General features: G+C 51.8%; 21 protein-coding genes. 10 read left to right on the top strand and 11 right to left on the bottom strand.

What is annotated here, in order from left to right; genetic code table 11:
* Positions 1–23: 23 nt before the first annotated feature.
* Positions 24–914 (bottom strand): nickel/cobalt efflux protein RcnA, encoded by an 891-nt coding sequence (locus QMN38_RS18555; protein WP_323605573.1) that lies wholly within the window; start codon positions 912–914, stop codon positions 24–26.
* 121 nt (positions 915–1,035) lie between these two features.
* On the opposite strand from QMN38_RS18555, the gene rcnR reads away from it, so the two are divergent.
* Positions 1,036–1,308 carry a Ni(II)/Co(II)-binding transcriptional repressor RcnR gene (rcnR, locus tag QMN38_RS18550; RefSeq protein WP_005123385.1) on the top strand — a complete coding sequence of 91 codons (273 nt, stop codon included), beginning with the start codon at positions 1,036–1,038 and terminating at the stop codon, positions 1,306–1,308.
* 864 nt (positions 1,309–2,172) lie between these two features.
* On the opposite strand, the gene QMN38_RS18545 is transcribed toward rcnR, so the two are convergent.
* Both QMN38_RS18545 and QMN38_RS18540 read right to left on the bottom strand, forming a co-directional pair.
* Positions 2,173–3,402 carry an amino acid permease gene (locus QMN38_RS18545; RefSeq protein WP_137382681.1) on the bottom strand — a complete coding sequence of 410 codons (1,230 nt, stop codon included), beginning with the start codon at positions 3,400–3,402 and terminating at the stop codon, positions 2,173–2,175.
* A gap of 142 nt (positions 3,403–3,544) precedes the next feature.
* The gene (locus QMN38_RS18540; RefSeq protein ID WP_271454694.1) at positions 3,545–4,000 is read right to left on the bottom strand and encodes a multidrug/biocide efflux PACE transporter; all 456 of its coding nucleotides are present in this window, start codon (positions 3,998–4,000) and stop codon (positions 3,545–3,547) included.
* 102 nt (positions 4,001–4,102) lie between these two features.
* On the opposite strand from QMN38_RS18540, the gene QMN38_RS18535 reads away from it, so the two are divergent.
* The 5 genes from QMN38_RS18535 (at position 4,103) to araE (ending at position 10,150) form a co-directional block, all read left to right on the top strand.
* Positions 4,103–4,987: a LysR family transcriptional regulator gene (locus QMN38_RS18535; RefSeq protein ID WP_271449908.1), complete on the top strand. Its 885-nt coding sequence runs from the start codon at positions 4,103–4,105 to the stop codon at positions 4,985–4,987.
* A gap of 102 nt (positions 4,988–5,089) precedes the next feature.
* Positions 5,090–6,268, top strand: coding sequence for an acetyl-CoA C-acetyltransferase (locus tag QMN38_RS18530; RefSeq protein WP_323605571.1), 1,179 nt, complete (start codon positions 5,090–5,092; stop codon positions 6,266–6,268).
* Positions 6,269–6,759: 491 nt separating this feature from the next.
* Complete coding sequence (gene kduI, locus QMN38_RS18525) at positions 6,760–7,596, top strand: 5-dehydro-4-deoxy-D-glucuronate isomerase (RefSeq protein ID WP_005123391.1); 837 nt, start codon at positions 6,760–6,762, stop codon at positions 7,594–7,596.
* 57 nt (positions 7,597–7,653) lie between these two features.
* The gene (kduD, locus tag QMN38_RS18520) at positions 7,654–8,415 is read left to right on the top strand and encodes a 2-dehydro-3-deoxy-D-gluconate 5-dehydrogenase KduD (RefSeq protein ID WP_005123393.1); all 762 of its coding nucleotides are present in this window, start codon (positions 7,654–7,656) and stop codon (positions 8,413–8,415) included.
* 316 nt (positions 8,416–8,731) lie between these two features.
* Positions 8,732–10,150, top strand: a complete 1,419-nt coding sequence (araE, locus tag QMN38_RS18515; RefSeq protein ID WP_202037846.1) for an arabinose-proton symporter AraE — start codon at positions 8,732–8,734, stop codon at positions 10,148–10,150.
* A 55-nt stretch (positions 10,151–10,205) separates the two neighbouring features.
* Here araE and QMN38_RS18510 read toward each other — a convergent pair whose 3' ends face one another.
* Both QMN38_RS18510 and QMN38_RS18505 read right to left on the bottom strand, forming a co-directional pair.
* Positions 10,206–11,093, bottom strand: a complete 888-nt coding sequence (locus tag QMN38_RS18510; RefSeq protein ID WP_323605570.1) for an Rpn family recombination-promoting nuclease/putative transposase — start codon at positions 11,091–11,093, stop codon at positions 10,206–10,208.
* A gap of 196 nt (positions 11,094–11,289) precedes the next feature.
* Positions 11,290–11,616 carry a cupin domain-containing protein gene (locus QMN38_RS18505; protein WP_323605569.1) on the bottom strand — a complete coding sequence of 109 codons (327 nt, stop codon included), beginning with the start codon at positions 11,614–11,616 and terminating at the stop codon, positions 11,290–11,292.
* A gap of 141 nt (positions 11,617–11,757) precedes the next feature.
* On the opposite strand from QMN38_RS18505, the gene QMN38_RS18500 reads away from it, so the two are divergent.
* On the top strand, positions 11,758–12,465 hold the full coding sequence (locus tag QMN38_RS18500) for an aspartate/glutamate racemase (protein ID WP_271456191.1): 708 nt from the start codon (positions 11,758–11,760) through the stop codon (positions 12,463–12,465).
* On the opposite strand, the gene QMN38_RS18495 is transcribed toward QMN38_RS18500, so the two are convergent.
* The gene (locus tag QMN38_RS18495) at positions 12,437–13,372 is read right to left on the bottom strand and encodes a LysR family transcriptional regulator (RefSeq protein ID WP_271441075.1); all 936 of its coding nucleotides are present in this window, start codon (positions 13,370–13,372) and stop codon (positions 12,437–12,439) included. The two genes, QMN38_RS18500 and QMN38_RS18495, sit on opposite strands and share 29 nt — an antisense overlap.
* A gap of 117 nt (positions 13,373–13,489) precedes the next feature.
* Here QMN38_RS18495 and lysA point away from each other — a divergent pair, with 117 nt between their 5' ends.
* Positions 13,490–14,746 (top strand): diaminopimelate decarboxylase, encoded by a 1,257-nt coding sequence (lysA, locus tag QMN38_RS18490; protein WP_271454839.1) that lies wholly within the window; start codon positions 13,490–13,492, stop codon positions 14,744–14,746.
* 92 nt (positions 14,747–14,838) lie between these two features.
* Here the strand turns inward: lysA and QMN38_RS18485 are convergent, their stop codons facing one another.
* Both QMN38_RS18485 and galR read right to left on the bottom strand, forming a co-directional pair.
* Complete coding sequence (locus QMN38_RS18485) at positions 14,839–15,840, bottom strand: LacI family DNA-binding transcriptional regulator (RefSeq protein ID WP_323605618.1); 1,002 nt, start codon at positions 15,838–15,840, stop codon at positions 14,839–14,841.
* A 22-nt stretch (positions 15,841–15,862) separates the two neighbouring features.
* Positions 15,863–16,891, bottom strand: coding sequence for an HTH-type transcriptional regulator GalR (galR, locus tag QMN38_RS18480; RefSeq protein ID WP_202037850.1), 1,029 nt, complete (start codon positions 16,889–16,891; stop codon positions 15,863–15,865).
* Between the two features lie 597 nt (positions 16,892–17,488).
* Between galR and aas the strand changes: the two genes are divergently transcribed.
* The gene (gene aas, locus QMN38_RS18475) at positions 17,489–19,648 is read left to right on the top strand and encodes a bifunctional acyl-ACP--phospholipid O-acyltransferase/long-chain-fatty-acid--ACP ligase (protein ID WP_323605567.1); all 2,160 of its coding nucleotides are present in this window, start codon (positions 17,489–17,491) and stop codon (positions 19,646–19,648) included.
* On the top strand, positions 19,641–20,834 hold the full coding sequence (gene lplT, locus QMN38_RS18470) for a lysophospholipid transporter LplT (protein ID WP_323605565.1): 1,194 nt from the start codon (positions 19,641–19,643) through the stop codon (positions 20,832–20,834). The genes aas and lplT overlap by 8 nt, the downstream gene beginning before the upstream one ends.
* 216 nt (positions 20,835–21,050) lie before the next feature.
* On the opposite strand, the gene QMN38_RS18465 is transcribed toward lplT, so the two are convergent.
* The 3 genes from QMN38_RS18465 to QMN38_RS18455 all read right to left on the bottom strand — a co-directional run bounded on the left by QMN38_RS18465 (position 21,051) and on the right by QMN38_RS18455 (position 23,277).
* On the bottom strand, positions 21,051–22,091 hold the full coding sequence (locus QMN38_RS18465; protein ID WP_137382692.1) for an NADP(H)-dependent aldo-keto reductase: 1,041 nt from the start codon (positions 22,089–22,091) through the stop codon (positions 21,051–21,053).
* Positions 22,092–22,198: 107 nt separating this feature from the next.
* On the bottom strand, positions 22,199–22,417 hold the full coding sequence (ygdR, locus tag QMN38_RS18460; protein ID WP_005123410.1) for a lipoprotein YgdR: 219 nt from the start codon (positions 22,415–22,417) through the stop codon (positions 22,199–22,201).
* A 146-nt stretch (positions 22,418–22,563) separates the two neighbouring features.
* Positions 22,564–23,277 (bottom strand): TerC family protein, encoded by a 714-nt coding sequence (locus QMN38_RS18455; protein ID WP_040232169.1) that lies wholly within the window; start codon positions 23,275–23,277, stop codon positions 22,564–22,566.
* Positions 23,278–23,290 lie beyond the last annotated feature (13 nt).

The following is a 23,290-nucleotide window of genomic DNA, read 5'->3' as shown; positions in this document are numbered from 1 at the left end:
TGCGCGTTTCCCTCTGTTGGCTGTTAACCGACGATCCCCAGATAGCCGTGAATCCCCATGTAGAGTCCGACCATGCCGATGAGTGCGCTGGAAAAATAGGGCGCTTTACGCGCCAGTGTGTTAAATCCGCTCCAGCGCTTCGCCGCCTGTTGTACGCTGATCGCCGCGCCAACCCCTACCGTTACCAGCGTTATCGCCAGTCCGAGGCTAAAGCACAGTACCATCGTTGCCCCCAGCGTAAAGGCTTTGAGCTGGATACAAATCAGTAAGACGGTAATAGCCGCAGGACACGGGATCAGGCCACCGGTCAGACCAAACAGTAAAATTTGCCCGTTGGTCACCTCTTTACCCTGAAAACGGCGCTGGATATCGTTGGCATGTGCGCGTTCGTGCGCATCCTGATACTCTTTCGAACCCTCGCTCAGCCCTGCCAACGCGGCATGGTTATGATCGTGGTCATGTTCGTGATGATGGTGGTGATCGTGATCGTGGTCATGTTCGTGATGATGGTGGTGAGCGTGGCCATGGTCATGATCATGATGATGGTCGTGATGTGTCTGAGTCAGCCAGTTCTGCTCGCCTTGCCAGGTCCGCCAGAACATCCAGAATGCAGTGCCCAAAATAATGATCGCAGAGACAAATTGTAGCCAGGGTTCAACGGCCTGGGCCGTGAACGCTTTGCTGATATACATTCCGCCGAGTGCAATCAACCATACTATGGCCGTATGCGACAGGGTAGCCGCCAGCCCCAGCATCACTGCCTGCTTGATAGTCCCCTTTATGGCGATAATAAACGCCGCCATCATTGTCTTTGAATGTCCCGGTTCCAGGCCGTGTAACACCCCCAATAAAATTGCACTGGGAATGAAGAACCAGGCGTTGCCTTGCTGAAGAAGCGTAGAAAATTCACCCATGAGAATGATTCTTAGTTGTCTAATTTTGCTTGATTCTACTCCCCCCCAGTATCAAATACTACCCCCCAGTAGAATGTCGATGGTATTGTCGCTACGGATTTACGTTAATTAAGGTAATGCTATGTCACATACGATCCGCGACAAACAAAAGCTCAAAGCCCGTGCCAGTAAGATTCAGGGCCAGGTAGTGGCGTTGAAAACCATGCTTGATGAACCGCATGAATGCGCGGCTGTGTTACAGCAAATTGCGGCGATCCGCGGTGCGGTAAACGGATTAATGCGTGAGGTGATTAAAGGCCATCTGACCGAGCATATTGTGCATCAGGGCGATGAAATAAAGCGTGAAGAGGATTTGGATGTGGTCCTGAAGGTATTGGATTCTTACATCAAGTAAGGCGGGGTGCGGCTCATCCACGTTCAATACCGTCCAGCTAAGCATGTCGGGTGAACATGTGATTCTTGTTCAGGGTTCCGTTCACCTCAGCAGTGTCATTTATCTGAAGCACCGATACCCGTGAACGTGTAAAGGGCGTTTTCCGCCACGCCCTTTACAATCCCGGCTCCCGGCGGGAAAATTGTTGCTGCGCAATACCCTCCGCTTATTCCTCCAGGCTATCGGGCCGGGCGCGAGGTAGCGTCCCTGCAAAGCGCGCCCTGAGCCAGCATCCATGCTGGCTCTCCCGGCCTTACGGAAACACGTCGGCAATTTTCAGCCGGACCAGCCACGCCTGACCATCTGTATTTTTATTTGAATATATCTGAACAGCAAAACAGATTTAACTGAAAATCAGAGAGTTGAAGCGATGGCCCATATCCGACTGAAAATCGATAAGGCGTTGACGGCTGACCGGGGCTGCCCGCAGGGATGCGGGCAGAGGGGACGGCCTGCAGGGACGCAGGCTCGGCCCCGACCCGACAGGCAGACGGCATAAGACGAATGACAAAATTGCCGGAGCAATTTTGAACAGCGCTTGCGATGGCCCCGAAGGGGTGAGCCCCAGGGATGGGGCGAATAATCGCGCAGCGACGATTTTCCGTGCCGGGAGCCAGGGATGCAAGGGAGGCGGCGGTGAGCCTCCCTTGCACGTTCACATGAATCGGTGCTTCAGAGACGCGATGAACATGAGTGAACGGAACCTTTTCTCTGAGATAGCATGTTCATTACTTCCGCCAACACAGGTTGATACTTTCTGAAACTGGGTCGTTAGCTGAACGACATTGCCCCCCGTTCAGGAGAATGAGCCGTTGATAACGTCATTTAGCCAAAAAACATCACCGATACGCACAACAGACCGACAATCAGGGTGATCAGGTTCCCCACTGAACGATACGGCTTCAGCGCCGGGATCAGATAGGTCGATAAAGTCGGCATGATAAACAAAATCATGGCGATGAGCGGGCCACTGATCGCGTAAATCATTGAAATGGCATTAGGGTTAATGCAGCAAATGATAAAAGTAATGGCCGAAACCAACATAATGGACAGGGCGCGGTTAAAGGCCCGGCTTTTCTTCACGCCTACCTGATGTAGTGACGTTTTTACGACTTCTGTCGCCCCTTCAATCACGCCAAAGTAGGTGCCGAGGAACGATTTGGACATCGCCACCACGGCAACGATAATCCCGGAAATCGACAGCCATGCCGGTGCGTTGGGCATCATCGACAGCGCCGAAAGGATGGTTACACCCTCATGTTTGGCATCTTCAATGTAGTTTGCCGGGATAGAAAGCAGACAGCTAAAGACGAAAAACAGTACGCTCAGGCAGATGATGACGTAGGCGACCTTCATGATTTTTTTGCATTTACCCATGGCCTGCTCGCCGTATTTCTCGCGTCTGTCGATGGCAAACGTGGAAATAATGGGCGTATGGCTAAAAGCGAAAACCATCACGGGGATCGAGATCCATACCTGATGCAGCGTGTGCTGATCGAAAGACATCTGGCCGGTGAGTAGCGTCGGCTGCCAGCTTCCGGTCAGGTACAGCGAGAGAAACAGAAAGTACGCGATCAGTGGGAATACCAGAAAGCCCATCACCCGGATGGTGGCCTGGCGACCCATCAGGAAAATTAAATTCAGCACCAGCACCACGCCGAGACTTACCAGCATACGAACGCGTAGATCAATCGTGATATGTTTTGCCAACTGTTCGGTGAGTGAATTGGTGATCGCGACAGCGTAGATCAGCACCACCACAAAGAAGGCAATAAAATAAAGCGTAGTGATCAGGCTGCCTATCTTCTTGCCATAGTAGTGGGTGACTGCACCGGTGATCCCTTCACCTGCAGAGGTTTTTGATGACAGGATAAACTGGCATAGCGCCTTGTGCGGCCAGTAGGTTAAAGGCCAGGCGACGAGTGCGGTGATAAAAAGTACCACCGCGCCTGCAGAACCCAGCTGTATGGGAAGGAAGAGGGTTCCTGCGCCGACGGCAGTCCCATATAGTGCGAAGCTCCAGAGAGTCTCTTCTTTTGACCAAAATTTCGACATTATTTGAACGTATCAACTATAAAATAAACAAAAAGAAGCGCAATTTACCACAAATGAGAGGGGCTGGGGGAGGTGTGAACAAGTGGGCTGGTGAATGGATGAATAGCCGGAATTGAGAAAATTCCGACTATTCTTTGAATTATCAGGCAGTAACGCGCAGCTGACGACGCTTCATTACGCGCTCGCGTAATGTGTCATAAGCCCAGTTATAGAACATGGTGTATGGCAGGAAGAACAGGAAGAAACCTATTTCCAGCGTGAATGCCTGAAGCAGGCTAACGTTCAGTACATACGCCACGATGCTGACCCCGATGACGATAAAACCACTCTCGAAGCCTAAGGCGTGAAATGCGCGGACTTTCGCCGTACGTTTTACCAGGTGTGATGGCCAAAAGCGGTCAAACAGGGCGTTATAAATGATATTCCAGATCATTGCTGTCGTTGCCAGCAGAATGGTCAGCCCGCCCATTTCCAGTACCGAGCGCTGCATCAACCATGCGGTGGTTGGTGCGAGAATCGCGGTCGCAATGCCTTCAAAACAGACAGCATGAAAAATGCGCTCCACTAACGAGCGACGTTGGACAGTATCGTGTTGCATAACCTACAAACCTTCTTTGATGCCCGGATAACGGAATGGTGGTAATTTTATCGTTTTATGTGATATCTAAAAGATAGTATCCATCGATAAAGTAGATAGTTCATGCGTTACTCTCCTGAAGCATTAACGGCATTTGTTGAGACGGTGTCCTGCGGTTCATTTTCTGCGGCGGCCCGGCGGCTACGTAAAAGCCAGTCCACCATCAGCACGGCGATTGCACATCTGGAGGCCGATCTTGGCTTTGCGCTGTTTGACCGTTCGTCACGTCAGCCAACGCTTACCGAACAAGGCAAGCGGGTGCTTGGCTACGTACAGGCGATTTTGTCAGCCAGCGAGCGTCTGGATGAAGCGGCGATTTCGCTGTCGGGGGATACCGAAGCGCGTCTGACCTTTGTGCTTTCGGACACGCTGCATCCGGATGTGCTGGAAGAATTAATGGTGCAGTTTGACCGCAAGTTCCCCCACACAGAATTTGAATGTCTGATTGGTGAAGATGACGATGTGATCGATCTGCTGCAAAAAGGACGTGCGCAGGTTGGGCTGATCGAAGCGCGAGAAAATTATCCGACAGATATGGGCGTCACGCGTTTGCCGATGCAAACCTGGATGGGACTGTACGTTGCGGCCACGCATCCGCTGGCAACGCTAAAAAATCTGCAATGGGAGCAGCTCCACACCTGGCGCGAACTGCGTCTGAATACTTATCTGGAAAGTGGGACCAACGTCGCACGTGGCCCTGTCTGGTCTGCTCCCAACTATCTGTTGTTGCTGAGTATGGCGGTACAGGGATTTGGCTGGTGCGCACTACCTTGCGCGCTGGTGGAAGAGTTTGCGGCAGAAAAACCACTGGTTCAGTTGAAGATACCGGGTTGGCCAAAAGCTATCTCAATCGATCTGTTATGGAATAAGAAATCCCCTCCGGGGGTAGCGGGAAGCTGGTTACGTGACCATTTGCAGCAAAGTGGCGTCGCGATGACGAATAAATGATACCTATTTCCTTTGTGATAAAAATCACCATTTTTAAACAACTACGATAACTATCTTTAACAATCATCTACTATTGCGATGTTATTTTGCGCTGAGGTGGTGATGAAAGAGGTTGTGATAGTGGGGGCGTTAAGGACACCGATTGGCTGCTTCCAGGGAACGCTGGCGCGCCACTCTGCCGTTGAACTCGGAAGCATGGTGGTCAGGGCATTACTGGAACACACTGGCGTGGATGTTCACGCCGTTGATGAGGTGATCCTTGGTCAGGTCCTCACTGCAGGGGCCGGACAGAACCCGGCGCGCCAGTCTGCTATCAATGGTGGATTACCCAATACCGTTTCCGCTATTACCATTAATGATGTGTGTGGTTCAGGTTTGAAAGCGCTGCACCTGGCGACTCAGGCTATCCAGTGTGGTGAAGCTGATATCGTGATAGCCGGCGGGCAAGAGAACATGAGTCGCGCACCGCACGTCCTCACCGACAGCCGAACTGGCGCGCAACTGGGTAACAGTCAACTGGTCGACAGCCTGGTTCATGATGGACTGTGGGATGCTTTCAATGACTACCATATGGGCGTTACCGCTGAAAATCTGGCACGGGAATATGGTATCAGCCGCGAATTACAGGACGCCTATGCGCTGAGTTCTCAGCACAAAGCGCGTATGGCGATTGATGCCGGACGTTTTAAAGATGAAATCGTGCCGGTGGTGACCCAGCGTAATGGGCAATCCTTTGTGGTGGATACCGATGAGCAACCGCGCACCGATGCCAGCGCCGAAGGACTGGCGCGTCTGGACCCTACTTTTGACAGGCTTGGTTCGGTAACGGCGGGTAATGCGTCATCGATAAACGATGGTGCTGCCGCCGTGATGATGATGAGCGAGTCCAAAGCGCAGGCGTTGAATTTACCGGTACTGGCCCGTATTCGCGCTTTTGCCAGTGTCGGCGTTGACCCCGCACTCATGGGGATTGCGCCAGTGTACGCGACGCGTCGCTGCCTTGAGCGCGTCGGCTGGCAACTGGCGGATGTCGATTTGATTGAAGCCAATGAAGCATTCGCTGCGCAGGCATTATCCGTTGGGAAAATGCTGGAATGGGACGAGCGTCGGGTAAATGTGAACGGTGGGGCCATTGCGCTCGGCCACCCAATTGGTGCCTCTGGTTGCCGTATTCTGGTGTCGTTGGTCCACGAGATGGTTAAACGCCGTGCGCATAAAGGGCTGGCAACGTTATGTATTGGTGGTGGCCAGGGTGTCGCCCTTGCCATCGAACGTGATTAACTCTTTAAAATCCCCTATCAGATACACCACCACCGCGCAGTTCCGGTTCATGTAAAAAAGCCCTCCACAAGGAGGGCAAGGCCAGTTACAGAAACATCCACTCTAAAACAACGTTAACTTATCAAAACGTCGTTTCATTTCGTGTGATTCACAACGCACTTTGTAAGAAAAGGTGTGTGAATTCCTCTTCAGCAGGGCTGTTTTTTCACAACGCTACTTGTCCCTCTTATTACCTACTCTTTGTTGTATCTTTATAACTAACTGTTTTGTTTGTGTTTTATTTATTGTCTTTGGTGCTGCTTTCGTAGTTTACCCAGGCTAGCGTGATCGCAATTACACTTTTGATAATAAGATGCGGAAAAAGTGAAACATCGTTTTAGTTATAATTGAAAACCCGTTCGGGGAGGGATATCATGAACGCATTAGGTAAAACGGAACGGCGTTTTGCTATCGCTCAAGAATTCACGGTCAATTTATCACTGGAGGTAAATGTGGACGTAAGACAAAGCATCCATAGTGCGCATGCTAAAACCCTGGATACCCAGGCGCTGCGTAATGAGTTTTTGGTAGAAGAAGTGTTTGTTGCTGACGAATACACCATGGTCTACAGCCACATTGACCGCATTATTGTTGGCGGCATTATGCCAGTGGGAAAAACCGTATCCGTGGGTGGCGAAGTGGGTAAGCAACTGGGCGTAACCTACTTCCTGGAGCGTCGTGAGTTAGGCGTGATCAACATCGGTGGGCCGGGCACGATTACTGTTGACGGCCAGTGCTATGAAATTGGTCATCGCGATGCGCTGTATGTCGGTAAAGGGGCAAAAGAAGTTGTTTTTGCAAGCATTGACCCTGCAAAACCCGCCAAGTTCTATTATAACTGCGCGCCGGCACACATGACTTATCCAACCAAAAAAGTGACCCCAGCCGACGTTGCGCCAGTGACGTTGGGTGATGATCTCACGAGTAACCGCCGTACCATCAACAAGTATTTTGTGCCGGACGTACTGGAAACCTGCCAACTGAGCATGGGCTTGACCGAACTGGCGCCAGGCAACCTGTGGAACACCATGCCGTGCCATACCCATGAACGCCGTATGGAAGTCTATTTCTACTTCAATATGGAAGAAGACACCTGTGTCTTCCACATGATGGGGCAGCCTCAGGAAACGCGTCATATCGTCATGCACAATGAGCAGGCGGTAATTTCCCCTAGCTGGTCTATCCATTCTGGCGTTGGTACGAAAGCCTATACCTTCATCTGGGGTATGGTTGGCGAAAATCAGGTCTTTGATGATATGGACCACGTTGCAGTCAAAGATCTGCGCTAGTCGCGGGCGGCTACTCAGCCTGTCTGTGACGGGCATTATAAAAAATAAGGATTTACAATGATTTTGAATGCATTCTCTCTTGAAGGTAAAGTCGCCGTTGTGACGGGTTGTGACACCGGTTTGGGTCAGGGGATGGCACTGGGTCTGGCGGAAGCGGGTTGTGATATCGTGGGTATCAACATTGTTGAGCCGACTGAAACCATCGAACGTGTTACCGCACTGGGCCGCCGTTTTTTAAGCCTGACCGCCGATCTGCGTCAGATTGATGGTATTCCGGCACTGCTGGAGCGTGCGGTTGCAGAATTCGGTCATATCGACATTCTGGTGAACAACGCCGGTCTTATCCGTCGTGAAGATGCTATCGACTTCAGCGAAAAAGACTGGGACGACGTGATGAACCTGAACATTAAGAGCGTGTTCTTCATGTCTCAGGCGGCGGCGAAGCACTTCATTGCCCAGGGTAACGGCGGTAAAATTATTAATATCGCCTCTATGCTCTCCTTCCAGGGCGGTATCCGCGTTCCGTCTTACACCGCGTCTAAAAGCGGCGTAATGGGCGTGACGCGTCTGATGGCCAACGAGTGGGCAAAACATAACATCAACGTGAACGCGATCGCGCCGGGTTACATGGCGACCAACAACACACAGCAGCTGCGTGCCGATGAGCAGCGTAGCGCCGAAATTCTCGATCGTATCCCGGCGGGCCGTTGGGGTCTGCCAAGCGATCTGATGGGGCCTGTTGTGTTCCTGGCCTCCAGCGCATCTGACTACATTAACGGTTATACCGTTGCGGTCGACGGTGGCTGGCTGGCGCGTTAATTTATCGTCCAGCATCAACAAACCCTGCCAATGGCAGGGTTTTTTTTGGTTTTAAGTTATTTTAATCCATATTCTGTTTATAAATTAATCCATACATAATTATATATGTATGGATTGGTAATAATTAATACTCTTTAATATCAGTGTATTAAATTTAATTGAGTAATTAGCGGTAAATTTTAAAATTGGAATATCCATCACATAACGATGTGGTGCAGCAATTTCATCCATGTTTTTGCCGTTTCCCGCCTGACGCTTCCTGCAAGGGATCCCTTACTTTCATCGACATGGCTTACTCTGTATCTGGCAGGAAAAAATGGTCTCAATTAATCATGAAGCTGCTTTAACACCGCGTACGCAGCGCGATACGCGACGTATGAACTTGTTTGTCTCTATTTCTGCGGCTGTCGCAGGGTTGTTATTTGGTCTCGATATCGGCGTAATTGCCGGCGCGTTGCCTTTTATCACCGATCACTTTGTATTGACCAGCCGTCTGCAGGAGTGGGTGGTGAGCAGTATGATGCTGGGTGCGGCAATTGGTGCGCTGTTTAACGGCTGGTTGTCATTCCGACTGGGGCGCAAATACAGCCTGATGGCCGGGGCGATCCTGTTTGTCGTGGGTTCCCTGGGGTCGGCATTGGCTTCCAGCGTGGAAATGCTCATTGTTGCCCGCGTGGTACTGGGCGTTGCCGTAGGTATCGCCTCCTACACTGCGCCACTCTACTTGTCTGAAATGGCCAGTGAGAATGTGCGTGGCAAGATGATCAGTATGTATCAACTGATGGTTACGTTGGGCATTGTGCTGGCCTTTTTATCCGATACCGCGTTTAGCTACAGCGGTAACTGGCGCGCTATGCTGGGCGTATTGGCGCTCCCGGCAGTATTGCTGATTGTTCTGGTCGTTTTCCTGCCTAACAGCCCGCGCTGGCTGGCAGAGAAAGGTCGCCATATTGAAGCAGAAGAAGTATTACGCATGTTGCGTGATACCTCAGAAAAGGCCCGTGATGAGCTGAACGAAATTCGTGAAAGCCTGAAGCTGAAGCAGGGCGGTTGGGCACTGTTTAAAATTAACCGTAACGTACGGCGCGCGGTTTTCCTCGGGATGTTGTTGCAGGCAATGCAGCAGTTCACCGGGATGAACATCATTATGTACTACGCGCCGCGCATTTTTAAAATGGCCGGTTTTACCACCACTGAACAGCAGATGATTGCGACGTTGGTTGTAGGCTTAACCTTTATGTTCGCGACTTTTATTGCTGTTTTTACAGTAGATAAAGCCGGGCGCAAACCGGCGCTGAAAATTGGTTTCAGCGTGATGGCCATTGGGACCCTGGTCCTCGGCTATTGCCTGATGCAGTTTGATAACGGCACCGCATCCAGTGGGCTTTCCTGGCTGTCAGTCGGCATGACCATGATGTGTATCGCCGGTTATGCAATGAGCGCCGCACCGGTGGTGTGGATCCTGTGTTCTGAGATTCAGCCGCTGAAATGTCGCGATTTTGGCATCACCTGTTCCACCACCACGAACTGGGTGTCGAACATGATTATCGGCGCAACCTTCCTGACGTTGCTCGACAGTATTGGCGCCGCGGGTACGTTCTGGCTTTATACCGCACTGAACGTCGTCTTTATCGGTATTACATTCTGGCTTATTCCTGAAACCAAAAACGTCACGCTGGAACACATCGAGCGCAAGCTGATGGCTGGCGAGAAACTAAGAGATATTGGGGTGTAAGTGAGCAGGAAGCCCGATAGATCAATTGATTATCGGGCTTCCATTGCTACCTATTTCAATGTGGAGCCGCCTGCCTGACGAGGAGATCCTTAGCAGACAGCCCGGTTATCTTTAGTATAATTTCATGACTAATACCATTCGCTAACATCATCTGGGCAATGCGTAATGCCTCTTGTTGTTTGGCTTCCTGTTGCAAGACTTCCGCGATAGTCATCAGACGTTCCTTTTGCTGTGGTACCCGATGGGCAACCTCACGGATAAATTTATCAACGTGAGGCGTATTTCCAAACTGCATCATGTAATTAAATAGCGTTTTGAGCTGGCTGTCATTAGCGTATCCCGTAGCCAGCAACGAGACCAGTTGCTCCACTAACCCCATTAAATCACGCTTGCGGATATGTTTTTGCATCAATTCCAGCAGTGCTATACGGCGATGTTGCATAATTTCGTCATCGGGTATTACTGTGATATCCACCAGCGGAAATGTTGCTGAGTAAAGCTGTCGTGCCAGTGCGGGATCGTCAAACTCATCCAGCCAGCAGAGTGAAAAGGGGTAGGGGCTGAGAGCGCCATGATAAAACAACATCGGTATCACCAAAGGTAATGTTTTATGGCCAGCATCCAAATGGCGTTGCATTGCAGCCATGGCATAGCGCATCAGCCGAAATGCCATGTGAGCGTCTGGCGAACTCTGATGCTCGATAACAACATAGATATACCCATCGCCTTCGTTTGTTTTTAATGACCACAGCACGTCGGAGTAGCTGGCTCGCAGGCTATCCTCAATAAAACTGCCTGATTCCAGTTTTAGCGTTTGCAGATCACATAGCTCCCGCAAGGTTGATGGAAGATAGATATCCAGAAAATCTCTTGCGGTATCGGGATGGTACAAGAACTGTTTGAAGACTGCGTCATGTGGAGTGGCTGTTGTCATTTTTGTCATGGCGATCCGTCACCGTTAATTAAGATAACGTGACTGTAATCGCCCACATGGCGAGGCGCATTGGGTGATTAACGCTTATGCGAGCTGGTATCGAAGGAAAATGCCCCACCTTGTAACGCATTCATTTTTAGGGAACTGAGTACGCATTTTAGCGTGTTCTCAAACCGTTCAGTAGCACGGCTTGAGAACAGCGAAATTACCCGTGCAGAAAATCTTCGCGTATGGGCGTGAAGGTATCAAGCAATGTCCCCGGCTTTAAACAGACGCAGCCGTGCATGATATTGGGTTGCTTGTACAGGGTGTCTCCTGCACTGACGACATGCTTTTCTTCCCCAATCGTAAATTCAAACTCACCCGATAAAACGTACGTGAGTTGTTCATGCGGGTGGTGGTGCATCGGGCCAACTGCGCCCTGCTCGAAATTCACTTCCACTGCCATCATTTTGCCATCGTGAGCCAGAATACGCCGGGTAACGCCGTTACCCAGATCTTCAAGCGTGGTTTCTTTATGAAAAATAAACATTCGGTATTCTCGCAATAAAATGAAACATTATTTCATTAAATTTATATCAGAAAATAAAAAAAGGAAATGTGCGCCGACAGATGTGGAAAGTTGATCACATCTTTGGTTCACTGGGAGGACAACCACGAATAAGGGCAAATGATGAAAACGATCGGTCTGTTAGGCGGAATGAGCTGGGAATCCACTATTCCCTATTATCGTCTGATTAATGAAGGGGTTAAGCAGAGTCTGGGCGGTCTGCATTCTGCGAAAATTCTGCTGCACAGCGTCGATTTCCATGAGATTGAAGCCTGTCAGTCGAACGGTGACTGGCAGCGGGCAGGGGAGATCCTGGCGCAGGCTGCGGTGGGGTTACAGCAAGCGGGTGCTGAAGGGATTGTGCTGTGTACCAACACCATGCATAAAGTGGCCGAGGCCATTGAAACGGCCTGCGATGTCCCGTTTTTGCACATTGCCGATGCAACAGGGCGGGCCATACAACAGCAGAAGATGAGTAACGTTGCGCTGTTGGGCACGCGTTACACCATGGAACAGGATTTCTATCGTGGGCGTTTACAGACGGAATTTGGCATTAGCACGCTAATCCCTGACGCTGATGACCGACAGAAAATAAACCAGATTATTTTCGAGGAACTGTGCCTTGGTGAATTTAGCGAAACGTCCCGCGATTATTACCTGAGCGTGATTGAGCGACTGGCTCGTCAGGGTGCACAAGGGGTGATCTTCGGCTGCACCGAAATTGGCCTGCTGGTTCCCACTGAAATGAGCCCGTTGCCGGTCTTCGATACCGCGGCGATCCATGCGCAGGATGCTGTGACGTTTATGCTTTCACCTGAGACTGCAAAATAGCATCCAGTGGATCGGTAAGCCGGTGGAGATGGTCCTGTAGATGTGCCGTAAAAGCATCAACCAGCGCGGATGCCGGGCGATGCAGTGGATGAATCAGGCTGACGGTAAAAGGTACTGAAACACTAAAACGCCGGATGGCAATCCCGCTGCCTGCGTAATCCAGTGCGGTCAGCGGGTTCACTACTGAGATCCCCACGCCGGCACGCACCATCGCACAAATTGATGCGGCACTGTGCGTTTCTATGACCATTCGGCGCTTGACCTGATGATCATTAAACAGGGTATCCAGCAACTGGCGATAGCTGTCGGTGCGCGACAGGCTGATATAGTTTTCCCCCTGAAAATCTTGCGGTGTTAATACTGCTTTCCCAGTTAGCGGATGTCCCTGCGGCAGCACGCACACTTCATCCAGCGACAGTAACTCAGTGCGTTTAGTCCCAGCGGGGGTATGCAGGGTCTCAGTTAACCCGAGATCGTGACGTTGTGCTGATAGCCACTCTTCCAGCAGCGGTGACTCCTGCGGCACAATCTGAATGTTAACCTGCGGGTAGCGGGTGAGGAAGGGGTGTAGCAACGGAGGTAAAAAGGACTGTGAGAACACTGGCAGACAGACAATCGACAGTTCACCCTGACGAAATTCACGCAGGCTTTCGGCGGCGCTGACGATCCGATCCAGGCCATACCAGGATCGCTGCACCTCTTCAAACAGGCGTAGACCTTGCACTGTAGGATGCAGCCGACCTCGCGTACGTTCGAACAGTGTTAACCCCAGAACTTTTTCAAATCTTGCCAGCTCGCGACTGACGGTAGGCTGCGACGTATGCAGCATCCGTGCGGCTTCCGTCAGGTTGCCTGCTGTCATAATGGCGTGAAAAATTTCAATGTGGCGTAAGTTAACGGCGGGCATTGTCGATCCTCAAATAAACATCCCATATCATTTTTGCATAGACTCGCGATAAAACGATATTTTTTATTCTCTTCGTGCTGTGGCGTAATCATAAAAAAGCCAATACCGGAGCACACCATGCCACGCCCACTCAACAGCACTGATACTGACCTGACCGCAGATAACCTGCTGCGTCTGCCCGCCGAATTCGGCTGTCCGGTATGGGTTTACGATGCGCAGATTATCCGCGCGCAGATAGCCAAACTGAGTCAGTTTGATGTGGTGCGTTTTGCCCAAAAGGCCTGCTCGAATATCCATATTTTGCGTCTGATGCGTGAGCAGGGCGTGAAGGTGGATTCAGTCTCGCTGGGTGAGATTGAGCGTGCGTTGGCGGCAGGTTTTGTGCCGGAGAATGATGAAATCGTCTTTACCGCCGATATGATTGACCAGGCGACGCTGGCCCGGGTGCATGAGCTACGTATTCCTGTAAACGCCGGGTCGGTTGATATGCTGGAACAGCTGGGCCAGGTTTCGCCAGGGCATCGTGTATGGCTACGCGTCAACCCAGGTTTTGGTCACGGGCATAGCCAGAAAACCAATACCGGCGGCGAGAACAGCAAGCACGGTATCTGGTATAGCGACCTTCCGGCAGCACTGGAGGTGATTCAGCGTTATCAGCTGAAACTGGTGGGCATTCACATGCATATAGGTTCCGGTGTGGATTACGGCCATCTGGAGCAAGTGTGTGGCGCGATGGTGCGTCAGGTTGTTGAATTAGGTCAGGATCTGGACGCTATATCTGCGGGCGGAGGTTTGTCGATCCCGTATCGCGAAGGAGAAGAGGCGATCAACACCGATCACTACTTTGGTTTGTGGAGCGCGGCACGCGATCAAATAGCCAAACATCTGGGGCATCCGGTGAAGCTTGAGATCGAGCCAGGACGCTTTCTGGTGGCGGAAGCGGGTGTTCTGGTGGCGCAGGTGCGCAGTGTGAAAGAGATGGGCAGTCGTCACTTCGTGTTGATCGACGCTGGCTTCAACGATCTGATGCGGCCAGCAATGTACGGTAGCTATCACCATATCTCCGCACTGGCCGGGGATGGCCGCTCGCTGGATAATGCGGCGCAGATTGAGACGGTGGTTGCCGGTCCACTGTGCGAATCGGGCGATGTTTTTACCCAACAGGAAGGTGGCAAAGTCGAAACCCGTCTATTACCTGCGGTAGTGCCGGGAGATTACCTGGTATTGCATGATACCGGTGCGTATGGCGCATCGATGTCGTCGAACTACAATAGCCGCCCGCTGCTACCGGAAGTGCTGTTTGATAACGGCGTGGCGCGACTGATTCGTCGTCGCCAGACCATTGAAGAGCTACTGGCGCTGGAGCTTATCTGATTGCATGCCGGATGGCGCTACGCTTATCCGGCCTACGAAATTAACGATGGGTCTGTAGGCCGGATAAGGCGAAGTCACCATCCGGCCTCTGATTACTTAAAGTACGGTCCAGGCATTACGGAGTCACGCAACACCAGGGTGCCCGTAAACGGTGGAATGGGTTCTACGTCTTCGTCATTAGCCAGACGAATCGCCTGATCGATTGCCGTGGTTATCATGGTATCGATCGGCAGATAGACGGTGGAGAGTCCTGGCTCCAGCCATTTCGCGCTGGGCGCATCATCAAAACCGAACAGCGAAATATCCTCGGGGATCTTTAGTCCAGCCTGATGTAATGCTTTCGATGCACCTAACGCCATGTCATCGTTACAGGCGAACAGTGCGCTGAATTTCACCCCTTCATCCAACAATTCACGACAGGCTTCATAGCCCCTGGTCATCGTTGAATCGCCGTATTTGACCTTGGTGGGTTCCCAGGGAATACCATTTTTTTCCAGCGCCTTACGATATCCCATCAACCGGGATTTACCGGTTGGCGTATGGCCGGGGACGGTGATGCAGGCAATATCACGATGTCCTTGCGAGATGAGGTAATCGACTGCCTGAAACGCCGCGTCTTCCTGTTCAAAGAAAATCGCACGGTCGCGGGCCTGGCTGACGTCGCGGTTAATGACCAGCAATGGCATATCAATGCGGGTCATCAACGACATAATCGCTTTTTCGCTCATGTAGCGGGTGTAGAGAATAATGGCGTCGCACTGTCGGTCGGCCAACATTTGAACAGCTTCCTGCTCACGCTCTGGTGTATCATGGCCGTCGGTGACAATCAGCTGTTTGCCGTGAGATTCCGTCTGGCGCGATGCCTGTTGCAGCAAACGACCAAAGTAGAATCCATCAAATGTAGACACCACCAAACCAATGCTGTTGCTGGTGCGGTTTGCCAGTGAGCGGGCTAAAAAATTAGGCCGATAATCTAACGCCTGCATGGCTTTGAAGACTTTCTGGCGCGTGCTTTCTTTAACCTGCCCCGTACCATTAAGTACGCGTGAAACGGTCGCTTTCGATACGCCAGCATGTCGTGAAACGTCTAACATCGTTGTCATGACGCAATCCTGATTAATCGTTTGACGAAGAATTTCCCGGCTCTGTCAGCGCTGAAACGGAATGCCGACGTACCAACGTTGGGTTAAAGACGTGAGTGATTTCCGGGACCGGACGTTTTTCGGCCAGCGCCAGCGCCAGCTCGGCGGCCTGGGTTGCCATCGTCACGATAGGGTAGCGTACCGTCGTCAGCCGTGGGCGCACGTAGCGTGAAACCAGTACATCATCAAAACCAATCAGCGAGATTTCGCCCGGTACATCAATGCCATTATCGTTTAATACACCCATAGCGCCCGCCGCCATTGAGTCGTTATAGCAGGCGATAGCCGTGAAGTTTTTGCCGCGACCAAGCAGCTCAGTCATTGCCTGCTCGCCGCCGCTTTCATCGGGCTCGCCAAACGTGACCAGTCGATCGTTTACCGGAATATTGCTTTCCGCCAGCGCGTCGTAATAGCCTTGCAAACGATCTTCCGCATCTGAAATGCTGTGGTTGGAACACAGATAACCGATGCGCGTATGGCCCTGCTGAATAAGATGACGGGTTGCCAGCCAGGCACCGTAACGATCGTCCAGCGCAACGCAGCGTTGTTCGAATCCCGGTAAGATTCGGTTGATCAGTACCATACCGGGGATCTGTTTCATCAATGATGCCAGTTCGGCATCCGGGATAATTTTAGCGTGAACCACGAGGGCTGCGCAGCGGTGGCGAATAAGCTGCTCAATCGCCTGACGTTCCTTTTGTTCGTTATGGTAGCCGTTGCCAATCAGTAAAAAATTACCGGTGTTATAGGCCACCTGCTCGACAGCTTTAACCATTGCCCCAAAGAATGGATCGGACACATCACCTACTACCAGACCGACGGTTTCAGTAGATTGTTGTGCCAGCGCACGCGCGTTGGCGTTGGGGTGGTAGCTGAGTGATTCCATTGCACTCATTACAGCCAGACGCGATGCTTCGCTGGCTTTGGGGGAGTCATTGATCACTCGAGAAACGGTGGCGACTGATACACCAGCTAGTCGGGCTACATCCTTTATGGTCGCCATGATAGTACCTGTTGTGGGTAAACGCTTACATCCCGTCAGTGTTACGGAAAACGGCTGTCTGTTCAAGCAGATTGCCCGTCAGGACGTCGCAAATGTGAGCGGACACGAGCGAAGTAAGACAGAAAATTGAAAATGAAAACCTTTGCTTACACTTTGCGATGTGCTGTTGCGATTGTTCGCTGGTGAGGGGAGAGAGCGGATTGATAAAGTTGAGATCCCAGAGGTATTGATAGGTGAAATCAACTTTCGGGTTGATCACAAGATTTACACCAGCCTGCGCAGATGCGCAGGTTTTTTTTTGCGTTCAGCGTATCTGTAACAGTAACCGATAATTTACACAACTCGTTGCACTTGGGTTCATTCCTTTGCGTTTTCCAACTGGCGGAACGGCGCGGTGACGACCACAATCAAGATCCCAGAGGTATTGATTGGTGAGATTATTCGGTACGCACTTCGTACCTGTCTCTTGCACCGACCTGCGCGGATGCGCAGGTTTTTTTTCGGACTCTATTTACCCGTTACCTGTCGCGCCCATTCCCCAACTCGTATACTCTCCCATCATTGATGTTTATATAATTAATGGCACAGGGAGTTGAGATGCTATTTGGCTTTTTTCGTAAGCTGTTTCGCGTACTTTTTCGTGTTCGCGTCACGGGCGATGTCAGCGTGCTACGGGGAGAACGTGTCTTAATCACGCCTAACCATGTCTCATTTATCGATGGTATCCTGCTGGCGCTCTTTTTACCGATTCGCCCTGTGTTTGCCGTTTATACTTCTATTAGTCAGCAATGGTATATGCGCTGGCTCACTCCACTGATTGATTTCGTACCGTTAGACCCAACCAAACCGATGTCGATTAAACATCTGGTACGCCTGGTTGAACAGGGCCGTCCGGTGGTTATCTTCCCGGAAGGGCGTATTTCGACCAGCGGTTCACTGATGAAAATCTACGACGGTGCTGGGTTTGTTGCCGCAAAATCAAAGGCGACGGTGGTGCCTGTGCGTATTGAAGGCGCGGAACTGACCCATTTCAGCCGTCTGAAAGGTCTGGTTAAACAGCGATTCTTCCCGCAAATCAGCATCCATATCCTACCGCCAACGTCATTGCCGATGCCGGAAGCGCCGCGCGCGCGCGATCGTCGCAAAATGGCCGGTGAAATGCTGCATCAGATTATGATGGAAGCGCGTATGGCCGTCCGCCCGCGTGAAACGTTATATGAGTCTCTGCTGGCGGCAAAATACCGGTTTGGCGCAGGCAAAAACTGCATTGAAGATATTAATTTCACGCCGGACAGCTATCGCAAACTGCTGACGAAAACGCTGTTTGTCGCACGTATTCTGGAAAAATACAGCGCCGAGGGGGAAAGAATCGGCCTGATGCTGCCAAATGCGGGTATCAGCGCGGCGGTTATTTTTGGTGCTATTGCGCGTCGACGTATCCCGGCCATGATGAACTACACCGCGGGTGTGAAGGGGTTAACCAGCGCCATTACCGCGTCAGAAATCAAAACCATTTTTACCTCCCGGCAGTTTCTCGATAAAGGCAAGCTCTGGCATTTGCCGGAACAACTTACTCAAGTGCGCTGGGTGTACCTGGAAGACCTGAAGGCCGATGTGACCTTTGGCGATAAGCTGTGGATTTTTTCACATCTGCTGGCTCCGCACCTGGCACAGGTGAAACAGCAGCCGGAAGAGGCCGCGGTGATCCTCTTTACCTCGGGATCAGAAGGCCACCCGAAAGGTGTCGTACACAGCCATAAGAGCCTCCTGGCGAACGTCGAACAGATTAAGACGATTGCCGATTTCACCGCCGACGATCGCTTTATGTCAGCATTGCCGCTATTTCACTCCTTTGGCCTGACGGTAGGGTTATTTACGCCGTTGCTGACCGGTGCTGAAGTGTTTTTGTACCCCAGTCCGCTGCATTACCGCGTCGTTCCTGAGCTGGTATATGACCGTAACTGCACCGTGTTGTTTGGTACCTCAACGTTCCTTGGCAATTATGCGCGGTTTGCTCATCCCTATGATTTCCACCGTCTGCGCTATGTTGTTGCCGGAGCCGAAAAGCTGCAAGACAGCACGAAGCAGTTGTGGCAGGAGAAATTCGGTCTGCGCGTCCTTGAAGGCTATGGGGTGACGGAGTGCGCGCCTGTGGTGTCGATTAACGTACCAATGGCGGCGAAATCGGGAACGGTAGGGCGCATTCTGCCTGGTATGGATGCCCGACTGTTAGCGGTTCCTGGTATTGAAGATGGCGGGCGTTTACAGCTGAAAGGTCCTAATATTATGAGTGGCTATCTGCGTGTCGAAAAGCCGGGAGTGCTGGAAGTCCCAACCGCAGAAAATGCGCAGGGTCAGATAGAACACGGCTGGTACGACACCGGTGATGTCGTGCGCTTTGATGAAAATGGCTTTGTACAGATTCAGGGGCGTGCCAAGCGCTTTGCCAAAATCGCCGGTGAGATGGTGTCACTGGAAATGGTTGAACAACTGGCGCTGGCGGTATCTGCTGACAAAATGCATGCCACAGCTATCAAGAGCGATGCCAATAAAGGGGAAGCGCTGGTGCTGTTTACTACCGACGGCGAGCTGACCCGTGAAAAATTACTCCAGTATGCGCGCATCCACGGCATTCCAGAGCTTGCCGTACCGCGTGATATCCGCCACCTGAAACAACTCCCTCTGCTCGGCAGCGGTAAGCCAGATTTTGTCACACTGAAAAGCTGGGTCGATGAACCGGGAAAACAACATGCGTGAGTCAGCACACACTAGCACTTCAATCTGGTCAAAAGGGATGATGTCCGTTATCGCCGCGCAGTTTTTGTCAGCGTTTGGCGATAACGCGTTGTTGTTTGCTACCCTGGCTTTGCTCAAGGCGCAGTTCTACCCGGACTGGAGCCAGCCAATTCTGCAAATGGTGTTTGTGGGTGCTTACATTCTGTTTGCTCCCTTTGTCGGGCAGGTCGCGGATAGCTTTGCGAAAGGCAGAGTGATGATGTTCGCCAACGGTCTCAAGCTGCTGGGGGCGGCGAGTATCTGTTTCGGCTTTAACCCGTTTCTGGGGTATACGCTGGTGGGTATTGGCGCAGCGGCGTATTCTCCGGCCAAGTATGGCATCCTGGGTGAGCTGACGACCGGCGACAAGCTGGTGAAAGCCAACGGTCTGATGGAAGCTTCCACCATTGCCGCTATCTTGCTGGGTTCTGTTGCTGGCGGTGTGCTGGCCGATTGGCATGTCATTGCTGCGCTTTCCGCCTGCGCCCTGGCCTATGCTGGTGCTGTGGTGGCTAACCTGTTTATCCCGAAACTGGCCGCGGCTCGCCCCGGTCAGTCGTGGCATTTGGGGAAAATGACGCGCAGTTTCTTCTGTGCCGCCTCTTCGCTGTGGCGTAACGGCGAAACACGTTTCTCGTTGGTAGGAACCAGCCTGTTTTGGGGCGCGGGCGTCACACTGCGTTTTCTTCTGGTGTTGTGGGTGCCGGTGGCGTTGGGCATTACCGATAACGCCACACCGACCTATCTTAACGCTATGGTGGCTATTGGGATTGTTGTGGGTGCCGGGGCGGCAGCAAAACTGGTGACGCTGGAAACGGTGTCGCGCTGTATGCCCGCGGGGATCCTGATTGGCGTGGTCGTCCTGATTTTCTCGCTCCAGCATGCGCTGTTGCCAGCCTATGCCTTACTGATGCTTATCGGCGTGTTGGGCGGTTTTTTTGTGGTGCCGTTGAATGCGTTGCTGCAGGAGCGGGGCAAGAAAAGTGTCGGTGCGGGTAATGCGATAGCGGTGCAAAACCTCGGTGAAAACAGCGCGATGTTGCTGATGCTCGGTATATACTCACTGGCGGTGTTGGTGGGTATTCCTGCGGTAGCCATTGGCGTTGGATTTGGTGCGCTGTTTGCGCTGGCGATTGCGGCGCTGTGGATTTGGCAGCGCCGCCATTAGTCTGTTGTATGCTGTTGCCGGATGGCGGCGTTGCCTTATCCGGCCTACAGGACGCTCACTTTGTAGGCCTGATAAGCGTAGCGCCATCAGGCGCTAATCGTCGCGGTGCGAGATAAGTATGCTATGAATGTGCCGGATGGCGGCGTTACCGTATACGGCCTACAGGATGCTACACTTTGTAGGCCTGATAAGCGTAGCGCCATCAGGCGCTAACTGTTACGGTGCAGGATAGGTATACACCTGATGCACCGCTTCAATCTCCGCCAGTACTTCTTCACTCAACTCCAGATACAGGCTTTCAACGTTGGTTTTTAGCTGCTCCATCGTCGTTGCGCCCAGCAGTGTGCTGGCGACAAACGGCTGACGACGAACAAAGGCCAGCGCCATCTGCGCAGGATCGAGGTTATGGCGTTTGGCGATATCCACATAGGCAGCTACCGCTTTTTGCGTTTGCTCGCTGCTGTAGCGCGTAAAACGGCTAAACAGCGTATTGCGCGCGCCGGCAGGTTTCGCACCGTTCAGGTATTTGCCGGTTAAGGTGCCAAAACCAAGACACGAGTAGGCCAGGAGCTCAACGCCTTCATACTGGCTCACTTCGGCCAGTCCAACTTCAAAGCTGCGGTTTAGCAGGCTGTACGGGTTCTGGATAGTGGCGATACGCGGCAGGTCATGTTTGTCTGCCAGGTGCAGGTAACGCATTACGCCAAACGCCGTTTCGTTGGAAACACCGATGTAACGAATCTTACCTGCACGCTGAAACTCTGCCAACGCGTCCAGCGTATCCAGCAGGGAAACGACTGGCGCGGAGTCCGTCCAGCTATATCCCAGCTTACCAAAGCAGTTTGTTGGACGCTGCGGCCAGTGGACCTGATAGAGATCGAGATAATCGGTCTGCAGTCTTTTCAGACTGTCGTGCAGTGCCTCACGGATGTTTTTACGATCCAGCGCCTGATTCGGTCGAATACCGCTGTCATTGTTACGTGCCGGGCCGCTGACTTTAGAGGCAACGATCAGTTTTTCGCGGCTGCCGTGTTTGGCAAGCCAGTTGCCCACATAAGTTTCGGTGAGTCCCTGGGTTTCAGGGCGAGGTGGTACCGGATACATCTCGGCAACGTCGATTAAATTTATGCCTTGTGCAACGGCATAGTCGAGCTGTGCATGTGCGTCGGCTTCGCTGTTTTGTTCACCAAACGTCATTGTGCCCAGCCCCAGTGTACTGACTTCCAGCGAGCTGTGGGGTATACGGTGATATTGCATAGCCGTTTCCTTTTTATAATCACGACATAAGGATTATAAAAATGGCTGAGGGAAGGGAAAAAGGGAAGCAAAATTGTTAAGGCCAGCAGCGTGGCTGACCTTAACCATCAACGCTCAATGATTTGAGAGACTTCGTCGCGGTTAATTTGCATCGCATTGCCTTGCTGATCGTGGTAACTCACCAGACCGGTATCATCGTCAATTTCTGGTTTACCATCGGTCAGGATCATTCGACCATCTTTTGTTGCCATCACATAATCACTGCTGCATCCGGAAACGGCAAAAGCCAGCCCGACGGCGGAAATTAAAACTGCCCATTTTTTCATCTGCTTATCCTCACATGGCCTGCGTCTGACACTAGTTTAGTAATAACGCGAAGTTGTGCAGGGCGAAAGCAGTAAAATCTTAATCTGTGAGAGAGGGAAGGTGCGCAGGGAGTATTCGCTCCCCATACGGGGAGCGATAGTATCTGTCAGAGCGGATTTTTTTTATTGCGCCACAGGTTCAGAGTCTCTACAGCGATAGAGAAGAACATAGCGAAGTAAATGTATCCTTTCGGCACATGGACATCGAAGCTTTCCAGAATTAGCGTGAAGCCAACCAGTATCAGGAAAGAGAGTGCCAGCATTTTTACCGAAGGGTGACGATCAACAAACTCACCGATTGGGCGGGCTGCAAACATCATTACACCCACGGCAATCACGACGGCTGCCATCATAATAAACAGATGATCGGACAAGCCTACTGCGGTGATTACTGAGTCCAGACTGAAGATAATATCCAACAGCATGATCTGCACAATCGCGCCGAGAAAAGAGGACACGCGGGTTTTCAGCCCTTCCTCTTCGCCCTCAATGGACTCGTGGATCTCTTTACTCGCTTTCCAAATCAGGAACAATCCGCCGAGCAGAAGGATCAAATCGCGCGCTGAAATCGCCTCGCCAAACAGCTCGAATAACGGGTTAGTGAGCCGCGTTACCCATGCGATGGATGCCAGCAGCGCCAGACGCATCACCATCGCCGCCGCCAGCCCGATTCGTCGGGCATGATTGCGTTGTGCTGTTGGGAGTTTTGCTACAACCAGAGAAAGGAAAATAATATTGTCGATCCCGAGAACGATCTCCAGCAGCGTCAGCGTACCGAGCGCCAGCCAGGCGTTAGGATCGGTTATCCATGCAAATAACATCGAACAAAGTCCT

The organism is Citrobacter sp. R-1.5.2 (assembly GCF_035064245.1).
Taxonomy (GTDB): domain Bacteria; phylum Pseudomonadota; class Gammaproteobacteria; order Enterobacterales; family Enterobacteriaceae; genus Citrobacter.
The sequence above is the reverse complement of the archived record's forward strand: the minus strand, read 5'-3'. Positions and strand labels throughout refer to the sequence as shown.

Bases quoted from the DNA above. Each gene is read 5' to 3' on its own strand.
- QMN38_RS18555 (WP_323605573.1), bottom strand. From the start codon at position 914: ATGGGTGAATTTTCTACGCTTCTTCAGCAAGGCAACGCCTGGTTCTTC.
- rcnR (WP_005123385.1), top strand. From the start codon at position 1,036: ATGTCACATACGATCCGCGACAAACAAAAGCTCAAAGCCCGTGCCAGT.
- QMN38_RS18545 (WP_137382681.1), bottom strand. From the start codon at position 3,402: ATGTCGAAATTTTGGTCAAAAGAAGAGACTCTCTGGAGCTTCGCACTA.
- QMN38_RS18540 (WP_271454694.1), bottom strand. From the start codon at position 4,000: ATGCAACACGATACTGTCCAACGTCGCTCGTTAGTGGAGCGCATTTTT.
- QMN38_RS18535 (WP_271449908.1), top strand. From the start codon at position 4,103: ATGCGTTACTCTCCTGAAGCATTAACGGCATTTGTTGAGACGGTGTCC.
- QMN38_RS18530 (WP_323605571.1), top strand. From the start codon at position 5,090: ATGAAAGAGGTTGTGATAGTGGGGGCGTTAAGGACACCGATTGGCTGC.
- kduD (WP_005123393.1), top strand. From the start codon at position 7,654: ATGATTTTGAATGCATTCTCTCTTGAAGGTAAAGTCGCCGTTGTGACG.
- araE (WP_202037846.1), top strand. From the start codon at position 8,732: ATGGTCTCAATTAATCATGAAGCTGCTTTAACACCGCGTACGCAGCGC.
- QMN38_RS18510 (WP_323605570.1), bottom strand. From the start codon at position 11,093: ATGACAAAAATGACAACAGCCACTCCACATGACGCAGTCTTCAAACAG.
- QMN38_RS18505 (WP_323605569.1), bottom strand. From the start codon at position 11,616: ATGTTTATTTTTCATAAAGAAACCACGCTTGAAGATCTGGGTAACGGC.
- QMN38_RS18500 (WP_271456191.1), top strand. From the start codon at position 11,758: ATGAAAACGATCGGTCTGTTAGGCGGAATGAGCTGGGAATCCACTATT.
- QMN38_RS18495 (WP_271441075.1), bottom strand. From the start codon at position 13,372: ATGCCCGCCGTTAACTTACGCCACATTGAAATTTTTCACGCCATTATG.
- lysA (WP_271454839.1), top strand. From the start codon at position 13,490: ATGCCACGCCCACTCAACAGCACTGATACTGACCTGACCGCAGATAAC.
- QMN38_RS18485 (WP_323605618.1), bottom strand. From the start codon at position 15,840: ATGTTAGACGTTTCACGACATGCTGGCGTATCGAAAGCGACCGTTTCA.
- galR (WP_202037850.1), bottom strand. From the start codon at position 16,891: ATGGCGACCATAAAGGATGTAGCCCGACTAGCTGGTGTATCAGTCGCC.
- aas (WP_323605567.1), top strand. From the start codon at position 17,489: ATGCTATTTGGCTTTTTTCGTAAGCTGTTTCGCGTACTTTTTCGTGTT.
- lplT (WP_323605565.1), top strand. From the start codon at position 19,641: ATGCGTGAGTCAGCACACACTAGCACTTCAATCTGGTCAAAAGGGATG.
- QMN38_RS18465 (WP_137382692.1), bottom strand. From the start codon at position 22,091: ATGCAATATCACCGTATACCCCACAGCTCGCTGGAAGTCAGTACACTG.
- ygdR (WP_005123410.1), bottom strand. From the start codon at position 22,417: ATGAAAAAATGGGCAGTTTTAATTTCCGCCGTCGGGCTGGCTTTTGCC.
- QMN38_RS18455 (WP_040232169.1), bottom strand. From the start codon at position 23,277: ATGTTATTTGCATGGATAACCGATCCTAACGCCTGGCTGGCGCTCGGT.